Below are 6067 nucleotides of genomic sequence, written 5' to 3' on the forward strand. Positions count from 1 at the left end.
ATTATAACTAATATATAATTATATTATAGTAAAATTTTATGATAATAGGAGATTATGAAATATGTTTTTGAAAGAATTAAATAAGGATGAGGCAAATGCTTTTTTAAATTTAGTATCAATATTTGCAAGAATTGATAATGAGTTTGCAAAAGAAGAAAAAGCTCTTTTAGATGAATATAAAGAAGAGTTAGGATTAGTGGATTCTGAAGTTAGTGAAATGGCATATGAAGATATTATTGAAAGTTTAAAATCTTCAACTGATAGAGCAAGAAGAATAATTTATTTTGAATTAGTAGGCTTAGCTTTAGTAGATGGGGAGTATGAAGAGGAAGAAGTTGATTTCTTAGAGAAGATAGCAGCAGAGTTTAGTATTCCGAGAGCTAAGAGAATTGCTATAGCTAACTATTTCTATAATTTTACAGATGTTTATAATTTCACTACTGTTGATGCAGAAAACAATATTGAACTTTTAAAGGAACAAGCGGAAATAATTTTATAATTATACTAGTGGATGTATTAAGATAAAAAAAAATACATCCATTTATATTATATATAAGCTGTAAAAAGAGCAGATATTTTATTAATTTACATTTCGTGTTAAAAATATTTAAAATATCAAGTTATCTTAACAACTTATATCTAAATTAAAAGAGCGATGCTTTCAATTTAGATAATTAACTAAAGAATTATTTTAGACTTATAAAGCTATAAGACTATAGATGTAGATTTTTAATTGAAGCATATATATTAAATAAGTTGAATTAAAGAGTTTTAATTGAGCAAAATAACATTATAAACTTTAGGAGGTGTTATTTTGAATAATCAGAATGATAATATAATTGGAGGACTACCTGCCAATATTAATAAAGAGGTACCTACAGCTAAAGACAATGCACATTCAATAAGGGCATTAATTAAAAAATCTGGTGAGGTAGTTGGATATGAGCTAGATAGTGGTGAAAGAATATCTAAAGAAGATGGTGTGAAAATGGCTAGAGGAGGAAATATCTCTGGAGTGGCTATTGGAGTATCAAAAAAGGGAGAAGAGTACTTAAGAAGTCTCCCAGATCAAAGTGAAAATAATAATTTAAGTTCTCTGCCAACTGTGGAATAAGTATAAAGGATATATTAAATCTAAAGAGATGATATATAGAATTTTTTATGTTTTTTAGTTAAATATAAAGTAAATGTTTCATAGAGCTTAGGAGTTAAATATACATCTGGTAAGATTATTGGTGCTTAAATTTTAGTTAATACTTCATAAATAGTTTACTTTTTATCTATTATTGTTTTATTGAAAATTATTAATTTATTATGTAGAATTGAATTGGATTAAGGAACTATTAAAAGATAAGGGAGATAAAAATAAATTATGGTATTACTATTATTAGTGTTATCAGCATTTGCATCTTTTAAATTAGCAGAAGAAAAAGGGCAAAATAAGATTATATGGACAGCTGTAACAGCAGTTGCAGGGCCAACTACATTGGCAGTTCAATATTTACTATCATGCTATAAAGATAAATATGCAGTTAAATAATATTTAAATAAAAAATAAGCTATATCAAATCTTGATATAGCTTATTTTTTATTCAGATAGATTTAAATCTCCATTTACAGTTTTAACATTAACTTTACCATTTCCATTACCAAATTTTATGGTGTTATCATTATTTAGATAATCTGAACTCTCATCATAAGAACCTCTGTATAAGCTTCCGTTTATAGTCGAATAAGATAAAGTTAAGTTTGAATCTTTATTTATTGATAGGTTAATGCTTCCTGAAGTAGAGTTTATATTTAAATTACTTGCACTGTTAGATATTAATGTATAAATAGACCCATTTATAGTGGAAATAGTACCATTAGTAAAATTATCTGTAGAGGATATACTTCCATCAGTAGTATTTAGTATCAAATTTTTAGCATTAAGTACATTAGTTACTATACTTCCGTTAGTAGTGGAAATATTAGTTGCTTCTGATGTTAAATTATTTATTGATACATCTGAATTAGTAGTTTTAATATTTAAGTTTTTCAGGTTTAAATTACTTAATTCTATATTACCATTAGAAGTATTAATATTTATATTATTTGAATATGAATAAGGTACCTTTATTAAAAAGCTAATATTATTTCTATATTCATTTATTGATGATATATTTTGTGAAGGGGTAACTACTAATGTTTTATTATCTACTGAATTTGAAAGTAATTCAATCTGTTTATTTTGAGCTGAAGATGGATTATGCTTTGAATAAATTGAAATACTTAAGCTATCACCTGGATAAGTTTGTACAACAGTAGGATAATTATAAAAATCTATATTAATATTATCTATATCTTTTAAGTCAATTGACTTTGAATAAACTTCATCACCACTTAAATCATCAGAGTCATTACTCCAATTTATAGCATTGTTGTAATACTGACTGATATTGAAATAATTATCTACTTTAAAATCACTGTAATAAAGCTGAATAAAAGCAGTAGTAAAACAAATAATTGATGAAAGTAAGAGAAAAACCATAAATATTTTCATTTTACTGCTAATTATTTTTTTGTTTTCCATTATCTTTCCCCCTTATTTTCCTAGACGACCAATTAAAGAATTTCTTACTTAAATGTATTAATAGTTTTATAAAGTAGTATAACAATAGTACTGAAAAGACAAATAAAAATATACTACCTAAAACTGAGAATGCTAATACTGAATTAGGGAAGTCTACAATAAACTCAGGTAAGATTGTTAATCCAATTCCATGTACAACTTTCCCTATTAGAGTTATAGTTCCAGCTACTGATAATGAAAAAGATGAAACTATTACAGCTAAAAATATGCTTCCAATAACCCCAACAGCTCCTAAAATAGAAGGACCTAATAATATAAATGAAAGAGCAATAATAAGTAAGGAAACTATTAAATTACTAGAATGATTATTCTTTTTCTTATTAATGTAAGAGTTCTTTTCATAATTATTTTTTGATTTAAAGTTTCCACTATCTTGTGAATTATCACTAGAATCACTTACTACTATTGATTGGCTAAGTATAGGATTTTCTTTATTGTATCTATAATTCTTGACGATATCATAGGGATCACCTAATTCATTAATAATTTCATCATAGTTTTTTCCTTGCTCTATAGCTGAATCGAAATAGTCCTTATAGTAAAATAATATATCGCTAAGCTCTCCTTCAGGAAAGTCATTTAAACCATTTTTGAGTATTTTTAAAAAAGATTCTTTATTCACAGTATCCTCCTTTATATTTTAAAATTCAATTATGTTGACTTAAGTATAAAAAATACTAGCTATCAATACAATAGATTTAAATATGCTTTAAGGAAATTTTAAGGTGTGGTTAAGTGAAAGTTAAGAAGTGAATTATGTTAAAATTGTGGAAAGTTATCCACAAAATGTGGACAACTATTAAAAACTGTTGAAAACTTTAAAAAAGATATTGACACAATATATATGGATTGAATATATGTTTGTAACAATATGATGATATATAAGGAAAAATATAAGTATGTGTAATAATATAGAAAGTAAGAAAAATACAATTTAAAAGTTGTTTATAAAGTTATGCACAGTTTGGACGAAATGTGGATAAAATATGTGGATAATGTTACAATAATACCGGGAATAAAGAAAAAATCATATATTTTAAGAATTAACCTGTGGAAAACTTTAATATAAGTGGTGGATAAATTTGAAAAATTTGTTGAATAATTAGGTTATTTTATAGAGATAAGGAGAAATTATGGAATTTGATAAGAAAATTTATGAAGGAATATTTATAGAAAGACCAAATAGATTTAATGCAAGGGTGCTATTAGATGGAGAAGAATTAACAGTACATGTGCCTAATACAGGTAGATGTAGAGAAATATTAATAGAAGGAACTAAGATATTCTTAAGAGAGGAGTTAAATCCTACAAGAAAGACTAAATATGATTTAATTGCAGCTATGAAAGGTGATATATTAATAAATATAGATTCGCAGATACCTAATAAAGTAGTTAATGAAGCTTTATTAAATGGAAGAATTGATACTTTACATAAATATAGTAAAATAAATAGGGAGAAAACTTATGGAAAAAGTAGATTTGATTTTAAATTATCCACAGAAGATGAAAAAGAAAATTATTTTTTAGAAGTTAAGGGAGTAACACTAGAAGATAATGGACACTGCATGTTTCCTGATGCACCTACTGAAAGAGGGGCAAGGCATATATTAGAATTAATAGAAGCGAAAAAAGAAGGATATGGTGCCGGAATACTTTTTTTAGTACAATTAGATAATGTAGAGACATTTTCTCCTAATGATGAAAGAGATCCAGAGTTCGGAAGAGCATTAAGATTAGCAAGAGAAAATGGTGTTGATATTATGGTTTATAACTGTAAGGTGGATAAAAACATGATTGAAATTAACGAAAAAATTGATATAATATTTTAATTAACCTAGTTTTTGCTAAGTAAGAGGTGAAGTATGAAGTATAAATTTTGTCCTATATGCGGAAGAGGGCTAGAGGAAAAGTATAGCTGGGATGAGGGGGGAGTACCTTATTGTCCTAATGATAATATGATGTTTTTTGATATACCTAAACCATGTATTATGGTAGCAATTATTAAAGAAGATGAAATTTTATTATTAAAGCAAAGCTATATATATGAAAACTCTAAGGTTCTTCTAACTGGGTATGTAGGTAATAATGAAACAGCTGAAGAGGCTGTATATAGGGAAGTTAAAGAAGAGGCTGGAATAGATATTAAAAACATAGAGTATCTTGGTTCTGATTATGTAAAAGATAAGGAGATACTAATGATTACTTTTATGGCTGAGTACGTTAGTGGTGAAATTCAAAAGTCCTGCGAAGTTGAAGGTATGGGATGGACCAAACTATCAAAGGCATTAGAAGAAATGCAAGAAGATGTTATTGGAACAAAGGTTGTAAAGAAAGTTCTAGAAATAAAAGAGTTAAAAAGATAATAGAAAAAAATATACCTTATATAAAAACAATATTAAAAAATTATTATATATGAAATTTCTATAGATAATCTAATAAATAATATGAGATTAATAGAAATAGAATATTAGGTTATTTATTTTCAGTATTGTAAAAAGTCAATGTTTTTATAGCATAATATTTTAATCTCCAACTAATAGAAAACAAATTGGTTGGAGTTTCTATTTTAATTATTTAATAGATAAAATTGTTACTTTTCATGCAATTTTAAGTATAGTATACCTATAATATGTTGTTATTATTTTTTAATTCTATATTATATTCACCTTAACAATATATCTCTTAAATCATATATTTGTATTGAGAGATTTAAAAAGCCATTTTTTATGTTTAGATATTGTTTTATGGATTTAAAGAATAACTAAATAGCCTAACGGCTTTTATAGAGAGAAACCATATCTTGAATTGGCATATCAAATATTGTAGTTACTAACCTAAATTCTTCGGTGCAATATTATTACATAATAGTATTACTTTGCTAATTACTTACGAAACTTAAATTATTGTAAGTAATAGCATAATACAAATAGTATTTGAAGTATACATTATAAAAAAATATATTTTCTTAAGAGTCAATATAGCTACATGTACAACTATGTTTAGATATATTTTCAGAAACTATATTTATATTATTAGGAATCTTAGATCAACATGAAAAAGAGAGCTAATTTTAATAGACTATTTAATATATTAAATTACTTTTTATTTTAGGTAACTTTCAATATCATTACGCTATATCTATTAAACGATTATTTTTTTGATATTTATTCTATAGTTTATATTTTATTTTCCAGGATTATAATTTTTTCTATACATTTTAGGAGTAATATTTTTTTAAACGTTTTTATAAAACAGCTTAAGTCATAAAACCACAGCCAAAAGCAATATCTGTAATTGAGAGATTTGTAGTGGTTAATTTATGACAAGCAATTTCTACCGTATAGTGATTAAGATATTCTATAGGAGTTTTTTTATCATCTTATAAAAAATCTACATAAATATTTACTAGACATTCCTGCTGCCTTAGATAAATCA

The 6067-nt window shown here is 25.3% G+C and carries 7 protein-coding genes; 5 read left to right on the forward strand and 2 right to left on the reverse strand.

Annotated features, from left to right (window positions below; genetic code table 11):
* The first annotated feature begins 61 nt into the window (after nt 1-61).
* The 3 genes from E6248_RS11825 (at nt 62) to E6248_RS11835 (ending at nt 1540) form a co-directional block, all read left to right on the forward strand.
* Nucleotides 62-499 carry a hypothetical protein gene (locus E6248_RS11825; protein ID WP_316341005.1) on the forward strand — a complete coding sequence of 146 codons (438 nt, stop codon included), beginning with the start codon at nt 62-64 and terminating at the stop codon, nt 497-499.
* A gap of 315 nt (nt 500-814) precedes the next feature.
* On the forward strand, nt 815-1114 hold the full coding sequence (locus E6248_RS11830) for a DUF3892 domain-containing protein (RefSeq protein WP_316341006.1): 300 nt from the start codon (nt 815-817) through the stop codon (nt 1112-1114).
* A 258-nt stretch (nt 1115-1372) separates the two neighbouring features.
* The gene (locus tag E6248_RS11835) at nt 1373-1540 is read left to right on the forward strand and encodes a hypothetical protein (RefSeq protein WP_316341007.1); all 168 of its coding nucleotides are present in this window, start codon (nt 1373-1375) and stop codon (nt 1538-1540) included.
* 48 nt (nt 1541-1588) lie between these two features.
* Here the strand turns inward: E6248_RS11835 and E6248_RS11840 are convergent, their stop codons facing one another.
* Both E6248_RS11840 and E6248_RS11845 read right to left on the reverse strand, forming a co-directional pair.
* A complete protein-coding gene (locus E6248_RS11840; RefSeq protein ID WP_316341009.1) occupies nt 1589-2572 on the reverse strand; it encodes a DUF4097 family beta strand repeat-containing protein in 984 nt (327 codons plus the stop codon).
* The gene (locus tag E6248_RS11845) at nt 2550-3254 is read right to left on the reverse strand and encodes an HAAS signaling domain-containing protein (RefSeq protein WP_316341010.1); all 705 of its coding nucleotides are present in this window, start codon (nt 3252-3254) and stop codon (nt 2550-2552) included. The genes E6248_RS11840 and E6248_RS11845 overlap by 23 nt, the downstream gene beginning before the upstream one ends.
* 511 nt (nt 3255-3765) lie before the next feature.
* On the opposite strand from E6248_RS11845, the gene sfsA reads away from it, so the two are divergent.
* Together sfsA and E6248_RS11855 are read left to right on the forward strand one after the other, a co-directional pair.
* Nucleotides 3766-4461 carry a DNA/RNA nuclease SfsA gene (gene sfsA, locus E6248_RS11850; RefSeq protein ID WP_316341011.1) on the forward strand — a complete coding sequence of 232 codons (696 nt, stop codon included), beginning with the start codon at nt 3766-3768 and terminating at the stop codon, nt 4459-4461.
* A gap of 33 nt (nt 4462-4494) precedes the next feature.
* The gene (locus E6248_RS11855; protein WP_316341012.1) at nt 4495-4995 is read left to right on the forward strand and encodes an NUDIX domain-containing protein; all 501 of its coding nucleotides are present in this window, start codon (nt 4495-4497) and stop codon (nt 4993-4995) included.
* The last annotated feature ends 1072 nt before the right edge of the window (nt 4996-6067 follow it).

The sequence above is a fragment of the Clostridium sp. genome (assembly GCF_032552055.1).
Lineage (GTDB): Bacteria > Bacillota > Clostridia > Clostridiales > Clostridiaceae > Clostridium.